The organism is Pseudescherichia vulneris (assembly GCF_902164725.1).
Classification (GTDB): Bacteria; Pseudomonadota; Gammaproteobacteria; order Enterobacterales; family Enterobacteriaceae; genus Pseudescherichia; species Pseudescherichia vulneris.
In genome coordinates this window covers 2,344,980-2,360,662 of the sequence record NZ_LR607338.1, presented here as the reverse complement: position 1 = coordinate 2,360,662, position 15,683 = coordinate 2,344,980, and the positions used below count along the sequence as shown (strand labels likewise).

Annotated in this window: 19 protein-coding genes and 3 tRNA genes; 17 read left to right on the top strand and 5 right to left on the bottom strand. The window is 55.1% G+C overall.

Annotation, left to right across the window (positions count from 1 at the left end; genetic code table 11):
* Window positions 1-96 precede the first annotated feature (96 nt).
* From FN633_RS10115 to sdiA, 7 genes are all read left to right on the top strand, one after another.
* On the top strand, window positions 97-816 hold the full coding sequence (locus FN633_RS10115; RefSeq protein WP_042391418.1) for an RNA polymerase sigma factor FliA: 720 nt from the start codon (window positions 97-99) through the stop codon (window positions 814-816).
* A gap of 58 nt (window positions 817-874) precedes the next feature.
* Complete coding sequence (fliZ, locus tag FN633_RS10110) at window positions 875-1,426, top strand: flagella biosynthesis regulatory protein FliZ (RefSeq protein WP_154057610.1); 552 nt, start codon at window positions 875-877, stop codon at window positions 1,424-1,426.
* A 90-nt stretch (window positions 1,427-1,516) separates the two neighbouring features.
* Window positions 1,517-2,317, top strand: coding sequence for a cystine ABC transporter substrate-binding protein (gene tcyJ, locus FN633_RS10105; RefSeq protein ID WP_042391416.1), 801 nt, complete (start codon window positions 1,517-1,519; stop codon window positions 2,315-2,317).
* A gap of 107 nt (window positions 2,318-2,424) precedes the next feature.
* Window positions 2,425-3,411 (top strand): D-cysteine desulfhydrase, encoded by a 987-nt coding sequence (gene dcyD / locus FN633_RS10100; RefSeq protein WP_154057609.1) that lies wholly within the window; start codon window positions 2,425-2,427, stop codon window positions 3,409-3,411.
* A gap of 21 nt (window positions 3,412-3,432) precedes the next feature.
* Window positions 3,433-4,101: a cystine ABC transporter permease gene (gene tcyL / locus FN633_RS10095; protein WP_154057608.1), complete on the top strand. Its 669-nt coding sequence runs from the start codon at window positions 3,433-3,435 to the stop codon at window positions 4,099-4,101.
* Entirely contained in the window at window positions 4,098-4,850 is a 753-nt protein-coding gene (gene tcyN / locus FN633_RS10090; protein ID WP_154057607.1) for an L-cystine ABC transporter ATP-binding protein TcyN, read from the top strand. The genes tcyL and tcyN overlap by 4 nt, the downstream gene beginning before the upstream one ends.
* Window positions 4,851-5,077: 227 nt before the next feature.
* Window positions 5,078-5,800 carry a quorum-sensing transcriptional regulator SdiA gene (gene sdiA, locus FN633_RS10085; protein WP_154057606.1) on the top strand — a complete coding sequence of 241 codons (723 nt, stop codon included), beginning with the start codon at window positions 5,078-5,080 and terminating at the stop codon, window positions 5,798-5,800.
* Window positions 5,801-5,862: 62 nt separating this feature from the next.
* On the opposite strand, the gene FN633_RS10080 is transcribed toward sdiA, so the two are convergent.
* Entirely contained in the window at window positions 5,863-6,087 is a 225-nt protein-coding gene (locus FN633_RS10080) for a DUF2594 family protein (RefSeq protein WP_154057605.1), read from the bottom strand.
* Window positions 6,074-6,196, bottom strand: a complete 123-nt coding sequence (locus FN633_RS18620) for a hypothetical protein (protein WP_425049148.1) — start codon at window positions 6,194-6,196, stop codon at window positions 6,074-6,076. The genes FN633_RS10080 and FN633_RS18620 overlap by 14 nt, the downstream gene beginning before the upstream one ends.
* A gap of 343 nt (window positions 6,197-6,539) precedes the next feature.
* Between FN633_RS18620 and uvrY the strand changes: the two genes are divergently transcribed.
* From uvrY to FN633_RS10045, 7 genes are all read left to right on the top strand, one after another.
* Entirely contained in the window at window positions 6,540-7,196 is a 657-nt protein-coding gene (uvrY, locus tag FN633_RS10075) for a UvrY/SirA/GacA family response regulator transcription factor (RefSeq protein WP_042391410.1), read from the top strand.
* A complete protein-coding gene (gene uvrC / locus FN633_RS10070; protein ID WP_042391409.1) occupies window positions 7,193-9,025 on the top strand; it encodes an excinuclease ABC subunit UvrC in 1,833 nt (610 codons plus the stop codon). The genes uvrY and uvrC overlap by 4 nt, the downstream gene beginning before the upstream one ends.
* A 57-nt stretch (window positions 9,026-9,082) precedes the next feature.
* Window positions 9,083-9,631, top strand: a complete 549-nt coding sequence (gene pgsA, locus FN633_RS10065) for a CDP-diacylglycerol--glycerol-3-phosphate 3-phosphatidyltransferase (protein WP_042391408.1) — start codon at window positions 9,083-9,085, stop codon at window positions 9,629-9,631.
* Window positions 9,632-9,780: 149 nt separating this feature from the next.
* Window positions 9,781-9,856 (top strand) — tRNA-Gly (locus FN633_RS10060).
* A gap of 65 nt (window positions 9,857-9,921) precedes the next feature.
* Window positions 9,922-9,995, top strand: a tRNA-Cys gene (locus FN633_RS10055).
* Between the two features lie 12 nt (window positions 9,996-10,007).
* Window positions 10,008-10,094 (top strand) — tRNA-Leu (locus FN633_RS10050).
* A 127-nt stretch (window positions 10,095-10,221) separates the two neighbouring features.
* Window positions 10,222-10,887 (top strand): YecA/YgfB family protein, encoded by a 666-nt coding sequence (locus FN633_RS10045; RefSeq protein ID WP_154058900.1) that lies wholly within the window; start codon window positions 10,222-10,224, stop codon window positions 10,885-10,887.
* Window positions 10,888-10,945: 58 nt separating this feature from the next.
* On the opposite strand, the gene tyrP is transcribed toward FN633_RS10045, so the two are convergent.
* Both tyrP and yecR read right to left on the bottom strand, forming a co-directional pair.
* The gene (gene tyrP / locus FN633_RS10040; RefSeq protein WP_154057604.1) at window positions 10,946-12,157 is read right to left on the bottom strand and encodes a tyrosine transporter TyrP; all 1,212 of its coding nucleotides are present in this window, start codon (window positions 12,155-12,157) and stop codon (window positions 10,946-10,948) included.
* Between the two features lie 136 nt (window positions 12,158-12,293).
* Window positions 12,294-12,632: a YecR family lipoprotein gene (gene yecR, locus FN633_RS10035; RefSeq protein WP_042391466.1), complete on the bottom strand. Its 339-nt coding sequence runs from the start codon at window positions 12,630-12,632 to the stop codon at window positions 12,294-12,296.
* A 259-nt stretch (window positions 12,633-12,891) separates the two neighbouring features.
* Between yecR and FN633_RS10030 the strand changes: the two genes are divergently transcribed.
* Window positions 12,892-13,530, top strand: coding sequence for an RpiB/LacA/LacB family sugar-phosphate isomerase (locus FN633_RS10030; RefSeq protein ID WP_154057603.1), 639 nt, complete (start codon window positions 12,892-12,894; stop codon window positions 13,528-13,530).
* Window positions 13,531-13,572: 42 nt separating this feature from the next.
* Here FN633_RS10030 and FN633_RS10025 read toward each other — a convergent pair whose 3' ends face one another.
* Window positions 13,573-14,994: an MFS transporter gene (locus tag FN633_RS10025; protein ID WP_154057602.1), complete on the bottom strand. Its 1,422-nt coding sequence runs from the start codon at window positions 14,992-14,994 to the stop codon at window positions 13,573-13,575.
* A 213-nt stretch (window positions 14,995-15,207) separates the two neighbouring features.
* Between FN633_RS10025 and azuC the strand changes: the two genes are divergently transcribed.
* Window positions 15,208-15,291, top strand: a complete 84-nt coding sequence (gene azuC / locus FN633_RS10020; RefSeq protein ID WP_088218881.1) for a stress response protein AzuC — start codon at window positions 15,208-15,210, stop codon at window positions 15,289-15,291.
* A 65-nt stretch (window positions 15,292-15,356) separates the two neighbouring features.
* A complete protein-coding gene (locus tag FN633_RS10015; protein ID WP_042391403.1) occupies window positions 15,357-15,608 on the top strand; it encodes a DUF2766 family protein in 252 nt (83 codons plus the stop codon).
* Window positions 15,609-15,683 lie beyond the last annotated feature (75 nt).

Sequence of the window (15,683 nt, the reverse complement as noted above, 5' to 3'; positions counted from 1 at the left end):
AAATAAACCGCTTTTTATATCCCTATTCATCCGATTAAAACCCCTCCAGAATCGGATAATCATGCCGATAACTCATTTAACGCAGGGCTGTTTATCGTGAATACACTCTATACCGCTGACGGTGTAATGGATAAACACTCGCTGTGGCAACGTTATGTACCGCTAGTGCGTCACGAAGCATTGCGCCTGCAGGTGCGCTTGCCGGCGAGTGTGGAACTGGACGATCTGCTACAGGCGGGCGGTATCGGGTTATTAAATGCAGTTGACCGATACGACGCTCTGCAAGGAACGGCATTTACCACTTACGCAGTGCAGCGTATTCGTGGGGCCATGCTGGACGAGTTGCGCAGCCGCGATTGGGTGCCACGCAGTGTCCGGCGTAACGCCCGCGAAGTGGCGCAGGCGATGGGGCAGCTTGAGCAGGAGTTAGGCCGTAACGCAACGGAAACCGAAGTTGCGCAGCGGCTCGATATTTCTGTTGAAGAGTATCGTCAGATGTTGCTCGATACCAATAATAGCCAACTCTTCTCCTATGACGAGTGGCGGGAAGAGCATGGCGATAGCATTGAGCTGGTGACTGACGATCACCAGCGGGAGAACCCGTTACATCAGCTGCTGGAGAGCAATCTCCGCCATCGCGTGATGGAGGCGATCGAAGCCTTGCCGGAGCGTGAGCAGCTGGTATTGACGCTCTACTACCAGGAAGAGCTGAATCTCAAAGAGATCGGCGCGGTGCTGGACGTGGGAGAGTCGCGGGTAAGCCAGCTCCATAGCCAGGCCATTAAACGCTTACGTACCAAACTGGGTAAGTTATAGGCAGCAATGAGTGCTGCCTGAACGATGTCGCACAACGTATTGACAACCAGGAGTTATCATGACGGTGCTACAAGTAAAAAGACGGCCATTAAGCCGCTACCTTAAAGACTTTAAACACAGCCAAACGCATTGCGCCCATTGCCATAAACTGCTCGACCGCATCACGCTGGTGCGCCGGGGCGAAATCGTTAACAAAATTGCTATCTCGCGCCTCGACACGCTGCTGGACGACGCGGGCTGGGAGCAAGAGCAGAAAGAGTGGGTTGCCCTGTGCCGCTTCTGCGGCGATCTGCATTGCAAAGAGCAGAGCGACTTTTTTGATATTATTGGCTTTAAACAGTATCTGTTTGAGCAAACCGAAATGAGCCACGGCACGGTACGTGAGTATGTCGTACGCCTGCGCCGCCTTGGTAATCACCTTACCGCCCACCGTATTACCCCCGACCAGCTTGAAGACGGTTTTCTGGATGAAGTTCTGGAGCCGTGGCTACCCACGACCAGCACCAATAACTACCGGATCGCCCTGCGCAAGTACGCGCAATTTAAAGCCCAGGCGCACTTTATGGCCAGTCAGAAAATCGCTTCCGGCGCAACTTCTGATATATATTAAAAGTGAATAATATGTAGCGTACGGGTGTTTGTACCTTGTGGTTCAGCCCCTTACACTGCCTATCAACCAATTATTATATTCGGGGTAACTATGAAATTAGCACTTTTGGGTCGTCAGGCGCTGATGGGTGTAATGGCTGTTGCGCTGATGGCAGGCGTGAGCGCGAAATCCTTCGCCGACGAAGGCCTGCTGAAAAAAGTTAAAGATCGCGGCACGCTGCTGGTAGGGCTGGAAGGCACCTATCCGCCGTTCAGCTATCAGGGCGATGACGGCAAGCTCACCGGCTTCGAAGTTGAGTTCGCGGAAGAGCTGGCAAAACACCTCGGCGTTAAAGCCTCGCTGAAGCCGACCAAGTGGGACGGGATGCTGGCCTCGCTGGACTCTAAACGCATCGACGTGGTGATCAACCAGGTGACGATCTCTGACGAGCGTAAGAAAAAATATGACTTCTCTACCCCGTACACCGTCTCCGGTATCCAGGCGCTGGTGAAGAAGGGCAATGAGAGTGGGATCAAAACCGCTGCCGATCTGAAAGATAAAAAGGTCGGCGTGGGTCTGGGAACCAATTATGAAGAGTGGCTGCGCAAGAACGTACAGGGCGTGGATATTCGTACCTATGATGATGACCCGACCAAATACCAGGATCTGCGCGTAGGCCGTATTGACGCCATTCTGGTGGATCGTCTGGCGGCGCTGGATCTGGTGAAAAAGACCAAGGATACGCTGGCGGTAGCGGGCGAGCCGTTCTCCCGGCAGGAAGCGGGCGTGGCGCTGCGTAAAGACAACCAGGACCTGCTGAAGGCGGTTGACGATGCGATTGCCGCTATGCAAAAAGACGGTACCCTGAAGGCGCTGTCAGAAAAATGGTTCGGTGCTGACGTGACCAAGTAACGTTCACCGGCGGTAAAAAGGCGCTTATTGAAGCGCCTTTTTTATTTCTGCCGCTAAAGGTACATAATTAACACCACGCACGTCTTAAATCGGCCACCGGAGGCCCTATGTCCTTGCAAAACCTGACCCGCTTTCCGCGCCTCGAATTTATTGGCGCACCGACGCCGCTGGAGTACCTGCCGCGCTTCTCTGACTATCTGGGTCGTGAAATCTACATCAAACGCGACGACGTAACGCCGATGGCGCTGGGCGGCAACAAGCTGCGCAAGCTGGAGTTCCTCGCCGCCGACGCGCTGCGGGAGGGCGCGGATACGCTGATCACCGCCGGGGCAATCCAGTCCAATCACGTCCGCCAGACCGCCGCCGTGGCGGCTAAGCTTGGCCTGCACTGCGTGGCGCTGCTGGAGAACCCCATCGGCACGCGGGCAGAGAACTATCTTACTAACGGTAACCGGCTGCTGCTGGATCTTTTCAACGCCCAGATTGAGATGTGCGACGCCCTGACCGATCCGGTGGCGCAGCTGGCTGAGCTGGCGACGCGTATTGAGGCCCAGGGTTTCCGTCCCTATGTCATTCCGGTTGGCGGCTCGAACGCGCTAGGCGCATTAGGCTATGTGGAGAGCGCCCTGGAGATTGCCCAGCAGTGTGAGGGGGCGGTAGAGCTCTCTTCCATCGTGGTGGCCTCCGGCAGCGCCGGGACGCATGCCGGGTTGGCGGTTGGCCTTGAGCAGCTGATGCCTGAGGCGGAGCTGATCGGCGTGACCGTCTCCCGCAAGCGTGACGAGCAGAAGCCAAAAGTGGTTGCGCTTCAGCAGGCCATCGCCCGCGAGCTTGAGGTTGAGGCGAAGGCGGATATCGTGCTGTGGGATGACTATTTTGCGCCCGGCTACGGCACGCCGAACGAGGAGGGCGTGGAGGCGATCAAACTGCTGGCCCGCCTGGAAGGTATTCTGCTGGATCCGGTTTATACCGGCAAAGCGATGGCTGGGCTGATCGATGGCATTAACCAGAACCGTTTCAAGGATCAGGGGCCGATCCTGTTTATTCATACTGGCGGCGCGCCTGCGCTCTTTGCCTACCATCCCCACGTTTAACATTCAGGCAGAAAAACCATAATGCAAGAGAGTATTCAACTGGTGATAGAGTCATTGCCGTACCTGCTGCGCGGGGCGGTATTTACGTTACAGCTCAGTATTGGCGGGATGTTCTTTGGTCTGCTGCTCGGCTTTATGCTGGCGCTGATGCGGATGTCGGTCATTGCGCCGGTACGCTGGCTGGCACGTTTCTATATTTCCGTGTTTCGCGGCACGCCGCTGATTGCCCAGCTGTTTATGATTTACTACGGCCTGCCGCAGTTCGGCATCGAACTGGATCCGCTTCCGGCGGCGATGATCGGCCTGTCGCTCAATACGGCGGCCTACACCTCCGAAACGCTGCGCGCCGCCATCTCCTCTATCGATAAGGGGCAGTGGGAGGCCGCGGCCAGTATCGGTATGACCCCGTGGCAAACGCTGCGCCGCGCCATTTTACCTCAGGCGGCCAGGGTAGCGCTGCCGCCGCTCAGCAACAGCTTTATCAGCCTGGTCAAAGATACCTCGCTAGCGGCAACTATCCAGGTGCCGGAGCTGTTCCGTCAGGCGCAGTTGATCACCTCCCGGACGCTGGAGGTCTTTACCATGTACCTCGCCGCCTCCCTGATCTACTGGGTGATGGCCACGGTACTCTCTGCATTGCAGAACTATTTTGAAAACCAGCTTAACCGTCAGGAGCGCGATCCGAAATGAGTGCGATTGAAGTGAAAAACCTGGTGAAGAAGTTTCACGGTCAGACGGTGCTGCATGGCATTGATTTAGACGTCAACGAGGGGGAGGTGGTCGCCATCATCGGCCCCAGCGGCTCTGGCAAAACGACGCTGCTGCGCAGCATCAATCTGCTGGAGCACCCGGAGAGCGGCAGTATCCGCGTCGGCACCATCACCATCGATACGGCGCGGGCGTTAAGCCAGCAGAAAGGAGAGATCCGCCAGCTGCGTCAGCACGTTGGCTTTGTGTTCCAGAGCTTTAACCTCTTTCCCCACCGCACGGTACTGGAAAATATTATTGAGGGGCCGGTGATTGTTAAGGGCGAAGCGAAAGCCGAGGCCGAGACACGCGCCCGGGCGCTGCTGGCGAAAGTGGGGTTGAGCGGCAAGGAGACCAGCTACCCGAAACGCCTCTCCGGCGGACAGCAGCAGCGCGTCGCCATTGCCCGCGCGCTGGCGATGCGCCCGGACGTGATCCTCTTTGATGAGCCAACCTCGGCGCTGGATCCTGAGCTGGTGGGCGAGGTGCTGAGCACGATCCGTCAGCTGGCGCAGGAAAAACGTACCATGGTGATCGTGACCCATGAGATGAGCTTTGCCCGAGACGTGGCCGATCGTGCCATCTTTATGGATCAGGGCCGGATAGTGGAGCAGGGGCCAGCCAAAACGCTGTTTGCCGACCCGCAGCAGCCACGAACCCGCCAGTTCCTGGAAAAATTCCTCATGCAGTAGTGCCTGGCTACGCGCCCATCGGCTAGTTACGCCGGTGGGTGCGTTAAGGCATCGGCTTTAACAATTGGCTAACACCCCGCCATTTCTCCCGTTAATGCCGCTTCGGCTGGCATATAAATTCAGTTAATTTCCTACGAGTCGGATAATTTGGATCTTAAAATAAGATTTATGTGATAGTTTTGTACATTCATAATAAATATATAACGAACGGGGTTTTCGCGCTCAGTATGCAGGATATTGATTTTTTTACATGGCGAAGGGAAATGCTGCGGCGGTTTAGCGAGATGACAGCAGCGGACGAGGTCTATAAAGAGTTAGAGCGCCAGACGCAACTGCTGGAATTTGACTACTACTCGTTATGCGTGCGTCATCCGGTGCCTTTTACACGACCAAAAACCTTCCTTGAAACCTCCTACCCTGATGTCTGGAGAGCACACTACTGTGCGGAGAACTATTTTTCCGTCGATCCTGTGCTGAAGCCGGATAACTTTATTCAGGGCCATCTCCCCTGGAACGATCGCCTGTTTCAAGAGGCTCAGACGATGTGGGACGCGGCGCGCGATCATGGGCTGCGCAAAGGTTATACCCAGTGTCTGATGCTGCCTAACCGAGCTATCGGCTTCCTGTCGGTATCCAAAACCTCCGTTCGGGGTAAAAGCCTCAGTGCTGATGAGATTGAGCTTTCTCTCCAGCTGTTGGTGCAGCTGAGCCTGCTGACGCTATCACGCCTGGAAGAGGAGATGGTGATGTCGCCAGAGATGAAATTCAGCAAGCGCGAGTGTGAAATTCTCAAGTGGACGGCAGAAGGAAAGACGTCGGCGGAGATCGCCATGATCCTGTCGATTTCAGAGAACACGGTGAATTTTCACCAGAAAAACATGCAGAAGAAGTTTAACGCACCGAATAAAACGCAGATTGCCTGCTATGCAGCGGCCACTGGATTCATTTGAATCCCATCTGCGTTTCGCGTGCCGAACGTACCACCGGCTGACAGCCTGCCAGCCGGTTACTCTCACTGACGGTAAGCTTGTTTAATCTGCTTAACCGTATTAGCGAATACGTCAGCCTGCGCGTCGTTTTCCATCTGCGCGATCTGTTTTTCCATTTTCAGGATGATACGACCGGCGTCCGCCTGACCCAGCGCCTGCAGCATCAGGGTGACCAGTGTTTTCATACAGGCGACTTCCTGCGCCAGCTGTTGATTATTTTCCGCAGTAGTGAAGTCAGGAGTGCTCATCTATTTTCCTCGATATGTGACAGCGCCTGTGCGCGCCCGTGAATGTAAAGGCGGCGGAGTATAACACAAGCGCTAAAGAAAATAGCACTGGTTGTTTTTTGGTCGCCATACAAGTCAGCGCGTAAATAGCATGTTATTACGATTTGCACTAATTTATAACGTGGGGAATATGTTTAAAAAGAGGTATAAAAGCCGTTAACTATTGTTACAAAGAAAAAAGGGCGCTTTACAAGGCATAAATAATAGTATTGCCCTTAACCCTCTGAAAAGTAGTAATTAGTATAGTTTAAAATCCAGGCGAGACGGGACCCTTTCCAGGTTTGTACAGCTTTATTTCCAATTTTGCGAACGAAATCGTAGACATCGCATTTAATCTTTTAGTTTTCGCTCAATTAACGCTAATATAGAGTGACTGTACTGTCAGTCGCGTTATCCCTTTTTGGAGATTTGCTTTGATCAACGTTCTTCTTGTTGATGACCACGAGCTTGTGCGCGCAGGGATACGACGCATTCTGGAAGATATTAAAGGCATAAAAGTTTCCGGCGAGGTCAGCTGCGGCGAAGATGCCGTAAAATGGTGCCGTGCCCATCCGGTGGATGTGGTGCTGATGGATATGAACATGCCCGGTATCGGCGGCCTGGAGGCCACGCGTAAAATTGCGCGCTCCGTGCCCGATACCAAAGTCATTATGTTAACGGTTCACACCGAGAGTCCGCTGCCTGCCAAAGTGATGCAGGCGGGGGCGTCAGGCTATCTCAGCAAGGGGGCCGCCCCGAAAGAGATGGTTAACGCTATTCGCGCCGTTTATTCGGGACAGCGCTATATTGCTTCCGATATTGCCCAGCAAATGGCGCTCAGCCAAATTGAGCCAGAGAAAACCGAATCTCCCTTTGCCAGTTTGTCTGAACGCGAATTGCAGATTATGCTGATGATAACCAAAGGCCAAAAGGTGAATGAGATTTCTGAACAGTTGAATCTCAGTCCGAAGACGGTGAACAGCTACCGCTACCGTATGTTCAGTAAATTGAACATTCATGGCGATGTAGAGCTCACCCACCTGGCCATTCGTCATGGTCTGTGTAATGCGGAGACGTTAACAAGTCAGTGAGTGATGTTTTTGATTCAAAAGCCTTTCTGAGTACGGTTACCAGTAAACCCGGTGTCTACCGCATGTATGACGCCGGTGGTACTGTTATCTACGTCGGTAAAGCCAAAGATCTCAAGAAGCGCCTGTCCAGCTACTTCCGTAGCAATCTTGCCTCACGAAAAACCGAAGCGCTGGTCTCCCAGATCCAGCAGATCGACGTGACGGTAACCCATACGGAAACGGAGGCGCTGCTGCTTGAGCATAACTATATCAAGCTGTATCAGCCACGGTACAACGTGCTGCTGCGCGACGATAAATCCTACCCGTTCATCTTTCTCAGCGGTGATACCCACCCGCGTCTGGCGACGCACCGGGGAGCTAAGCATGCGAAAGGGGAGTACTTTGGACCGTTCCCGAACGGTTACGCGGTGCGCGAGACCTTAGCGCTGCTGCAAAAGATCTTCCCTATCCGCCAGTGTGAAAACAGCGTCTACCGCAACCGCTCCCGTCCCTGCTTGCAGTACCAGATCGGTCGCTGCCTTGGGCCGTGCGTCGAAGGGCTGGTCAGCGAGGAGGAGTACGCTCAGCAGGTTAACTACGTGCGCCTCTTCCTGGCGGGCAAGGACGATCAGGTCCTGAACCTGCTGATTGAGCGCATGGAGAAGGCCAGCCGCGATCTCGACTTTGAAGAGGCGGCGCGCATTCGCGATCAGATCCAGGCCGTACGTCGCGTCACGGAGAAGCAGTTCGTCTCTAACAATGGCGACGATCTCGACGTCATCGGCGTGTCGTTCGATGCCGGTATGGCCTGCGTGCACGTGCTCTTTATTCGCCAGGGCAAGGTGTTAGGCAGCCGGAGCTACTTCCCGAAGGTGCCGGGCGGCACCGAGCTTGGCGAAGTGGTAGAGACCTTCGTGGGGCAGTTCTACCTTCAGGGCAGCCAGATGCGCACTCTGCCGGGCGAAATCCTGCTCGACTTTGATCTCAACGACAAAACGCTGCTGGCCGACTCGCTCTCCGAGCTGGCAGGTCGCCGCGTCAACGTGCAGACTAAACCGCGCGGCGACCGGGCGCGCTACCTCAAGCTGGCTCGCACTAACGCCGCCACGGCGCTCAGCACCAAGCTCTCCCAGCAGTCAACGGTTAGCCAACGCCTGGTGGCGCTCGCGACGCTGCTGAAGCTGCCGGCGGTTCGACGCATGGAGTGTTTTGATATTAGCCACACCATGGGCGAGCAGACCGTCGCCTCCTGCGTGGTATTTGACGCCAACGGGCCGCTGCGTGCCGAGTACCGCCGGTACAACATCACCGGTATTACCCCAGGCGATGACTATGCGGCCATGAATCAGGTGCTGCGTCGTCGTTACGGTAAGGCCATTGAAGAGAGCAAGGTACCGGACGTGATCTTAATCGACGGCGGCAAGGGGCAGTTAAGTCAGGCGAAGACGGTCTTTGCCGAGCTGGACGTTCCCTGGGATAAGCACCATCCGCTGCTGCTGGGCGTAGCGAAAGGCACCGACCGTAAGGCGGGGCTGGAGACGCTCTTCTTCGAACCAGAGGGAGAGGGCTTTAACCTGCCGCCAGACTCACCGGCGCTGCACGTGATCCAACATATCCGCGATGAGTCGCACAATCACGCCATCAGCGGGCACCGTAAAAAACGCGCGAAGGTGAAAAATACCAGTACCCTGGAGACCATTGAAGGGGTCGGGCCGAAGCGCCGCCAGATGCTGCTGAAATACATGGGTGGATTGCAGGGTTTACTCAACGCCAGCGTTGAGGACATCGCAAAAGTGCCGGGTATTTCGCAGGGGCTGGCAGAAAAGATCTTCTACTCGTTGAAACATTGAGGGCTCTGTAGCAACATAGGGCTAATTTTTACTGACAACAGATAGTTACCTGCCACTATGCGATACAATATCCCAACGTTGCTCACGCTTTTTCGTGTCATCCTGATCCCGTTCTTCGTGGTGGCGTTTTATCTACCTGTGGTCTGGGCTCCCTTCGCATGTGCGCTGATCTTTCTCGTCGCTGCGGTGACGGACTGGTTTGATGGCTATCTGGCTCGGCGCTGGAACCAGAGCACCCGTTTCGGCGCGTTCCTCGATCCGGTGGCGGATAAGGTAATGGTCGCCATCGCCATGGTGCTGGTAGCCGAGCACTATCACACCTGGTGGGTGACGCTGCCTGCTGCGACCATGATTGGTCGCGAGATCATCATCTCTGCCCTGCGCGAGTGGATGGCGGAGCTGGGCAAGCGCAGCAGCGTAGCGGTATCGTGGATTGGTAAAGTTAAAACCACCGCGCAGATGGCCTCGCTGGTATGGATGCTGTGGCGGCCAAACGCCTGGGTAGAGTGGGCGGGAATTGGCCTGCTGTGGGTCGCTGCGGTGCTGACCCTGTGGTCCATGTTCCAGTATTTAAACGCTGCCCGGGGCGATTTGCTGGAACAGTGATCGTTTCGGCTTAATTTTCAGCAAACGATCCGGGTTTTAAAAAATATCGTTGACTCAGTCCGTCAGGTAAGTAGAATGCATCGCATCAGACGGCGGCGCAGCTTGCCAGATGAGAGTAAAATCAAGTGATTAGCATAATCACCTGATAAGCGGGAATAGCTCAGTTGGTAGAGCACGACCTTGCCAAGGTCGGGGTCGCGAGTTCGAGTCTCGTTTCCCGCTCCAAATTAAGGTATCGGCACTGTATGGAGTTAAAGAGTGCGGGTGCAGGTCGCAAGACAAAGATTTAAGGCGCGTTAGCAAAGCGGTTATGTAGCGGATTGCAAATCCGTCTAGTCCGGTTCGACTCCGGAACGCGCCTCCAATTTCCTCCCGAGCCCGGATGGTGAAATCGGTAGACACAAGGGATTTAAAATCCCTCGGCTGTAAGGCTGTGCGGGTTCAAGTCCCGCTCCGGGTACCATTGGAAATTAACAGAATAATCAAAGCAATAAGCAGTGTCGTGAAACCACCTACGGGTGGTTTTTTTGTGCCTGCGATTTGCGGTCGTCTATTATATATACGTCCGCCCCAAACTGAGGTAGTGAATGATGAAAACCGGACCGCTGGATGAGAAAGAGCTGGAGTGGCTGGATGACGTGCTGGCGAAATACAGCAATGAGGCGTCCATTGTCGACGTTGCGGAGCTGGACGGCCTGCTGACCGCAGTGCTGAGCGCGCCAACGGAGATCGAGCCGAGCGAGTGGCTGGTGGCTATCTGGGGCGGTGCGAACCACGTTCCACGCTGGTCATCCGAAAAGGAGATGGAGCGCTTTATGACGCTCTCGTTCCAGCATATGAACGATATCGCCGAGCGTCTTGCCGATTACCCGGAGCAGTTTGAGCCGCTGTTTGGTACACGCACCATTGAAGGCCAGGATCTCAGCATCGTGGAGGAGTGGTGCTTCGGCTATATGCGCGGTGTCGCGCTGAGCGACTGGTCAACGCTGCCCGAGTCGCTACAGCCTGGGCTAGAGGCTATTGCGCTGCACGGAAAAGAAGAGAACTTTACCCGCGTAGAGGAGATGACCCCGGAGGCCTTCGAGGCAAGCGTTGAGGCGCTGAAACCCGCTGCGCTGGCGCTGTTTGACTACTGGACTGACAATCAGCAGGAACGTCCGGTAAAACAGCCGATAGTGAACGGTGATAAGGTCGGGCGCAACGATCCTTGTCCGTGCGGCAGCGGCAAAAAGTTCAAGCAGTGCTGTCTGCACTGATAGACACTGTAACGCCGGGCGGCACTGCGTTTGCCCGGCCTACGTTGAGCTCACTTCTCTAACCCACCTCTGGCAGCACGCCCGCTGCAATACCGCACTGAATCGCAATCACCGCCACACCGCAGAAGAGCACCAGTAGCAGAGCGGGTTTACCGCCCCGTACGCGGTATTCCGACCGCGGGGTATGCTTACGGCTCTGCCACGCCAGCAGGGAAGGGATCAGCAGTGCCAGTACGGCCAGCGCCACGCCCGCATAGCCCAGCGCCATTACAAAGCCGCGCGGATAGAAGAGAGCAAAAGCCAGCGGTGGCAGGAAGGTAATCGCCCCGGTCTGTAGCCTGCCCATCGCGGTATTACGACGGTTAAAGAGATCGGCCAGGTAATCAAATAGCCCCAGGGTCACGCCTAAAAACGAGGTCGCCAGCGCCAGATCGGCAAACAGGTGCACCGCCAGCTCTACGTGTGGTGAGGCTACCACGTCGCGCAGGGCCTGCAGCAGGCCGTTAAGCCCGGCGCTGTTCGCCATCAGGCCAAAGAAGGTGGTGGAGTCGATGCTACCCAGCGTTGCCAGCTGCCAGAAGATATAGGCCACCAGCGGAATGGCGCTGCCGGTAATAAAGACCCAGCGCAGCTTCCGCACGTTGCCGTTCATGTAGCTAACGATGCTCGGCACGCTGCCGTGAAAACCAAAAGAGGTAAAGATCACCGGGATAGCAGAGAGTGCCAGCCCCTTCTCCAGCGGCAGCGTCAGGAGATTTACCTTATGCACGTGAGGCATCAGCAGCGCCAGCATCACAATCAGGAAAATCAGCTTAGCGCTGAACAGAAAACGGTTGAAGAGATCCACCAGCGACGTGCCAATGCAGACCACACCGCCAGCGACAAAGGTAAACAGCAGTACGCCGGTCGCTGGAGACACGGAGAGGCTAAGCCACTCGCTCAGGCTTGAGGCCAGCAGCTCGCCTGCGCCGCTCATGTAGGCCGCCGTCAGGGCATACATCAGGAACAGCATGCTAAAACCGGTCGCCCACTGTCCGTAGCGACCGAGATAGCGACGGGCCAGTGTACCTAGCCCGGTATCCGCCGGAACGTGCTGATACACCTCCAGCAGCAGCAGGGCGGTGTAACACATTAGCCCCCACAGGCAAAATAGTAACGCCAGCGTTACGCCAAAGCCAACGCCCGCGGCGGCCAGCGGCATCGCCAGCATACCGGCACCAATGGTGGTCCCGGCAACGATAAACATACTGCCAAAAGTCCTGTTCTTCACGCTTCTCTTACACCTGAACTGCGCACCAAAATTGTGCGGCGCAGAGTAAGGCAAAAGCGTGTTTACGTCAAACCACCGTTACATTGGCTGTAAAGATAACGATACGAATTACAGCGTGTGGTTAAGGCGTTCTCTATCAGTAATAGACGCCTGCGGGGGAATAGTTCACCGCATGGCCCTGACACTGGTACTGAAGCGTGACGGTTTCGTTCAGGCACAGCGATCCGCTGATGACGCTACAGGTTTTAACCGGCTGACCGAAGGCAATCGCTGTGGCATAGCCCATCTGCTGGCACTGACGATTTGCCGTTCCCTGAGTGGTGTAGTCGTCATAGCGGGCCTTCTGCAGCATCGTCTCGTTAAAGTGCAGGCGCACCAGGCCCGTTGCCGGGTTTACGTCGGTAACTTCAGGTTCTTTGGTGATGGTGCATCCAGCAAGCAGCATCAGCGAAGCGGCGAGGAGAGATCTTTTCATGAAAACGCTCTGATTCAGTTTCGATGATCTCATCCTACAGCCAGCATAATTAGCCAATGCCCGGAATAGCCAAAGAATCTAACCGATCTAATCGTAACGGTAGCGGGAGAGGGGCTGGCCTAAGCAAAACTGTGACCGCATCTCTAATTTTTAAAACCATTTTTCATTAAATTTGAAAGTATGTTTGCCAGGTAGTAAGGTTTAAGCTGTTTAGCCCTTTATGACGGGATCCCCCGCAACGCATTCAGGAGAAGAGATAATGAAAATTGCACTGATGATGGAAAACAGCCAGGCTGCCAAAAACGCCATCATTCTCAAAGAGCTGAAAACCGTCGCTGATGATAAAGGCTTCCCGGTTTTCAACGTTGGGATGAGCGATGAGAATGACCATCATCTGACCTATATCCATCTGGGTATCATGGCCAGCATCCTGCTGAATTCAAAGGCGGTCGATTTTGTGATTGCCGGCTGCGGCACTGGCCAGGGTGCGTTGATGTCGCTGAACATCCACCCAGGCGTGAACTGCGGCTACTGTATCGATCCGGCTGATGCCTTCCTGTTTGCCCAGATCAACAACGGTAATGCCCTGGCGCTGCCGTTTGCTAAAGGCTTCGGCTGGGGTGCCGAGCTGAACGTACGCTTTATCTTTGAGAAAGCTTTTACCGGCCGTAAAGGCGAAGGCTACCCGCCAGAGCGTAAAGAGCCGCAGGTGCGTAACGCCGGGATCCTCAACCAGGTGAAAGCGGCAGTGGTAAAAGATAACTATCTCGATACCCTGCGCGCCATCGATCCTGAACTGGTGAAAACCGCCGTCTCCGGTCAGCGTTTCCAGGAGTGCTTCTTTGAGCACTGTCAGGATAACGAGATCGAAGCGTTCGTTCGCGAAATGCTTGCATAACACATCCTGTGCCGGGCAGCGCTATGCTGACCCGGCAATGCATTAACCTTTCTTAGATGACACCGCGCTGCCCGCATCCTTCGTCAGCCTGAACGTATCAACCATGCCCACCAGACAGATCAGGGCGATAAACACAAACGCCAGCCGGAAGCTGATGCCCGGCACGCCGCCAAGCGCTAGCCAGTCGCTGGCTTTCTCCCCCAGACGAATGCCAATCGCGCCGAGCGTGATACCCAGCCCAACCGCCAGCTGCGTAGCCGTGCTGAACAGGGTATTGGCATAGCTCATCTGCGCAGAGGGGACATCGGCGAAGGCCAGCGTGCTGACGCCGGTAAACTGTACCGAGCGAAAAACCCCGCCCAGGTAGAGCACGACAAAAATCACCCACACCGGCGTCGTCGGGGTAATAAAGGCGCAGGCCAGCAGGGCCAGCACGTTCAGCGCACCGTTAATCAGCAGCAGCTTTTTAAAGCCGAGCCAGCGGATCAGCGGCGTGGTGGCTGGCTTAATCGTCAGGTTACCCACGAACACCGCCAGCACCAGCAGCCCGGCATGAAACGGATCCATCCCAAAACCCACCTGGAACATCAGCGGCAACAGAAAGGGTACCGCGCTAATAGAGGCGCGAAATAGCGAACCACCGTACATGGTGACGCGAAAGGTAGGCACCCGCATGGCATCAAGGCGGATCATCGGCCAGCGGACACGCTGAAAATGGCGCAGCGCGTAGACCAGGGTGGCCGCGCCTAGCGCCAGCAGGCCGAGCGTCCAGGCTCCCTGCTGCTGTTCACCTCCCAGCATCTCCATGGCGCACACCAGGCTGATCATCGCCACCGAGGTAGCGAGAAAGCCAGCCAGGTCGAACGGGCGGCGCTCGTCGTCGCGAATATCGGGAATAATGCGCAGCGCCAGGAGAATAGCCAGCAGGCCAATCGGCACGTTGATAAAGAAGATCCAGCGCCAGTCGGCATAGTGGGTTATAAACCCGCCCAGCGGTGGGCCGATAATAGGCGCGACCAGCGCAGGCCAGGTGAGGGTAGCGATGGCGGTGATCAGCAGATGCTTAGGCGTGGTACGCAGCACGGCGAGCCTGCCGACGGGAACCATCAGCGCGCCGCCCATCCCCTGCAACACGCGCATCGCCACAAACATCTCAACGCTGGTGGAGAGGCCGCAGAATACCGATGCGAGAGTAAAGATCGCCAGCGCGGCAGTGAAGACCTTACGCGCACCGAAGCGGTCGGCTATCCAGCCGCTGGCTGGGATCAGTACCGCAAGGGTGATCAGGTAGGCGCTGATACCGATGTTCAGTGCGACTGCGTCGACGCCAAAGCTCCGCGCCATATCCGGCAGGGCTGTGGCTATCACCGTCCCGTCGAGAAACTCCATAAAAAAGGCCCCGGCGACCAGCAGCGCGGCGGGCGAGACGCCCCGCGACTTCTCCGGGAGGGTATTTTCACTCATTTTTGGTCTGCCATTTCAAAAAAAATTATAATAATTAAAAAAAATGAAACCACCGTAACCTACGGATTGTTCAATGGATTTTTAACAAAAACAGAAAAAGCGTGGCGAAATTGATGTGATATGCATCACAAAGTGGTTGATTTTTGTGATGTAGGTCATATTATACGCCCATAGATAAGTAACACCTGCATAACAAAATAGCCGGAGCAAAACATGAAACTGCGCAAAATCCTGAAAAGCATTTTTGAAACCTACTGCAAGACTTTTAAAGACGTACCGCCGGGCGCTATGTTTTAATAAAGTTGCTGTGATAAAAAACCTGCTGCGGCAGGTTTTTTTGTTTCTGTAACTCAGGAGTAACTATGTCTCAAAATCTTAGCGCCGATCAGGAGCTGGTATCCGACGTTGTGGCGTGCCAGCTGGTGATCAAACAGATCCTCGACGTCATTGATGTTATCGCCCCGGTTGAGGTGCGTGAGAAGATGGCTAACCAGCTTAAAACCATCGATTTCACTACGCATCCGGCAGCGGCGGATCCGGTGACCCGGCGCGCTATTCAGAAAGCCATTGCCTTAATTGAGCTAAAATTTACACCGCAGGAAGAAACGCACTAAAGCGTGAATACAGGCAAATAAAGTAAACCTTTGTTTTGTTAATTTCAAACGGAGGTTTTCTTTATTGTTGATGAC

What these genes read in the sequence shown, in the direction of transcription:
- fliZ (WP_154057610.1), top strand. Translation starts at nt 875, where the DNA reads ATGACGGTGCTACAAGTAAAAAGACGGCCATTAAGCCGCTACCTTAAA.
- tcyJ (WP_042391416.1), top strand. Translation starts at nt 1,517, where the DNA reads ATGAAATTAGCACTTTTGGGTCGTCAGGCGCTGATGGGTGTAATGGCT.
- dcyD (WP_154057609.1), top strand. Translation starts at nt 2,425, where the DNA reads ATGTCCTTGCAAAACCTGACCCGCTTTCCGCGCCTCGAATTTATTGGC.
- tcyL (WP_154057608.1), top strand. Translation starts at nt 3,433, where the DNA reads ATGCAAGAGAGTATTCAACTGGTGATAGAGTCATTGCCGTACCTGCTG.
- tcyN (WP_154057607.1), top strand. Translation starts at nt 4,098, where the DNA reads ATGAGTGCGATTGAAGTGAAAAACCTGGTGAAGAAGTTTCACGGTCAG.
- sdiA (WP_154057606.1), top strand. Translation starts at nt 5,078, where the DNA reads ATGCAGGATATTGATTTTTTTACATGGCGAAGGGAAATGCTGCGGCGG.
- FN633_RS10080 (WP_154057605.1), bottom strand. Translation starts at nt 6,087, where the DNA reads ATGAGCACTCCTGACTTCACTACTGCGGAAAATAATCAACAGCTGGCG.
- FN633_RS18620 (WP_425049148.1), bottom strand. Translation starts at nt 6,196, where the DNA reads ATGGCGACCAAAAAACAACCAGTGCTATTTTCTTTAGCGCTTGTGTTA.
- pgsA (WP_042391408.1), top strand. Translation starts at nt 9,083, where the DNA reads ATGCGATACAATATCCCAACGTTGCTCACGCTTTTTCGTGTCATCCTG.
- FN633_RS10045 (WP_154058900.1), top strand. Translation starts at nt 10,222, where the DNA reads ATGAAAACCGGACCGCTGGATGAGAAAGAGCTGGAGTGGCTGGATGAC.
- yecR (WP_042391466.1), bottom strand. Translation starts at nt 12,632, where the DNA reads ATGAAAAGATCTCTCCTCGCCGCTTCGCTGATGCTGCTTGCTGGATGC.
- FN633_RS10030 (WP_154057603.1), top strand. Translation starts at nt 12,892, where the DNA reads ATGAAAATTGCACTGATGATGGAAAACAGCCAGGCTGCCAAAAACGCC.
- FN633_RS10025 (WP_154057602.1), bottom strand. Translation starts at nt 14,994, where the DNA reads ATGAGTGAAAATACCCTCCCGGAGAAGTCGCGGGGCGTCTCGCCCGCC.
- azuC (WP_088218881.1), top strand. Translation starts at nt 15,208, where the DNA reads ATGAAACTGCGCAAAATCCTGAAAAGCATTTTTGAAACCTACTGCAAG.
- FN633_RS10015 (WP_042391403.1), top strand. Translation starts at nt 15,357, where the DNA reads ATGTCTCAAAATCTTAGCGCCGATCAGGAGCTGGTATCCGACGTTGTG.